Origin of the sequence: Halorhodospira neutriphila (assembly GCF_016584055.1) — a bacterium.
GTDB classification, from domain to species: domain Bacteria; phylum Pseudomonadota; class Gammaproteobacteria; order Nitrococcales; family Halorhodospiraceae; genus Halorhodospira; species Halorhodospira neutriphila.
On record NZ_NRSH01000256.1, the window covers coordinates 1 to 1,090 of the forward strand.

Genomic DNA, 1,090 nt, shown 5'->3' on the forward strand with positions numbered 1-1,090 from the left:
CGGCGCCGATGGCCGCCTCGGCCAGGGCCAGGTCCGGCGCCGCCAGCCGCGCCCAGGCCAGGGCCATGAGCAGGCCGAAGACGATGAACAGCACCACGCTGCGGAACAGGGCCCGCCCGGCGACGATCTGCACGGCCAGGCCGAGCAGCCCGAGGCCGAGCAGCAGGTCGAAGAGCAGCTCGATCCCTGCGCTCACGGCGGCGTCCTCCCCGGCCCCCCGCGGGCCCGGAGCGCGAAGCGGGCGATGAGGTGCGCCGAGACGGTCGCCGCCACCAGGGCCCCCACCCAGATGAGGGCGAGCTTGGCGACCGCCCAGCCCGACTCCGCCTGCAGCGCCACGCCGAGGATGACGCAGCCGAGGCCGAGGTTGTCGGCCTTGGTCAGGGCGTGGAGCCGGGCGAAGCACCCCGGGAAGCGCAGCAGCCCCACGGTGCCGGTCAGGAAGAAGGCGGCGCCGAGGAGCAGCAGCGCGGCGCTGGCCAGCTCGAGGGGGGTCATGGGCGCCGCTCCCGCCGCCGGCGCCGGGGGATGCGGGTGAAGGCCACCGCCAGGACGGCCGCGAGGAGGACGAACAGCAGCGCCACATCGCGCAGGGCGGGCGACTCCATGGCGGCGGCGAGGAGGAGCAGCACCGCGGTGGTGGTGGTGCCGAACAGGAGCGCGGCGAGCATGCGGTCGGCGGCGGTGGGGCCGCGGTGGACGCGGGCCAGGCCGGCGAGCAGGTTGAGCAGCAGGAACAGGGCGACGGCGAAGGTCAGCGTCTGCACGGCGGATCCCTCCTCAGGCGGGCCCGGCGACAGCAGCGCCCCCGCTGCTATCCATACCGTAGACCCTGGCCACCCGCGCCTCCAGGGCCCGCACCTCGTCACGGGCGCCGGGGACGAGGGCGTGGACCACGAGGGTCGAGCCGCGCAGGTCGGCGGCCAGCGTCCCCGGCAGCAGGCTCACCGCCGCCAGGAGGACCACCCGGGGCTCGCCGTCGGGCAGCGCCAGGGGGTAGGTCAGCCAGGCCGGGTGCAGCGGCATGCGGGGGTGCACGGCGCGGTAGCCGATATCCAGGGCGCCGAGCAGCGAGCGCCCGAGGAAGAGC

4 protein-coding genes are annotated in these 1,090 nt (G+C 76.2%); all 4 read right to left on the reverse strand.

The features are described from left to right. On the reverse strand, window positions 1-196 hold a 196-nt coding region (locus CKO13_RS12290), incomplete at its 3' end, for a hydrogenase subunit MbhD domain-containing protein (protein WP_338034656.1). Beyond that, window positions 193-498, reverse strand: a complete 306-nt coding sequence (locus tag CKO13_RS12295) for a cation:proton antiporter (protein ID WP_200261429.1) — start codon at window positions 496-498, stop codon at window positions 193-195. The genes CKO13_RS12290 and CKO13_RS12295, both read right to left, overlap by 4 nt. Further along, the gene (locus tag CKO13_RS12300) at window positions 495-767 is read right to left on the reverse strand and encodes a monovalent cation/H+ antiporter complex subunit F (RefSeq protein ID WP_200261431.1); all 273 of its coding nucleotides are present in this window, start codon (window positions 765-767) and stop codon (window positions 495-497) included. The genes CKO13_RS12295 and CKO13_RS12300 overlap by 4 nt, the downstream gene beginning before the upstream one ends. Window positions 768-780: 13 nt before the next feature. After that, a partial coding sequence (locus CKO13_RS12305) for a Na+/H+ antiporter subunit E (protein ID WP_200261433.1) occupies window positions 781-1,090 on the reverse strand: 310 nt, incomplete at its 5' end.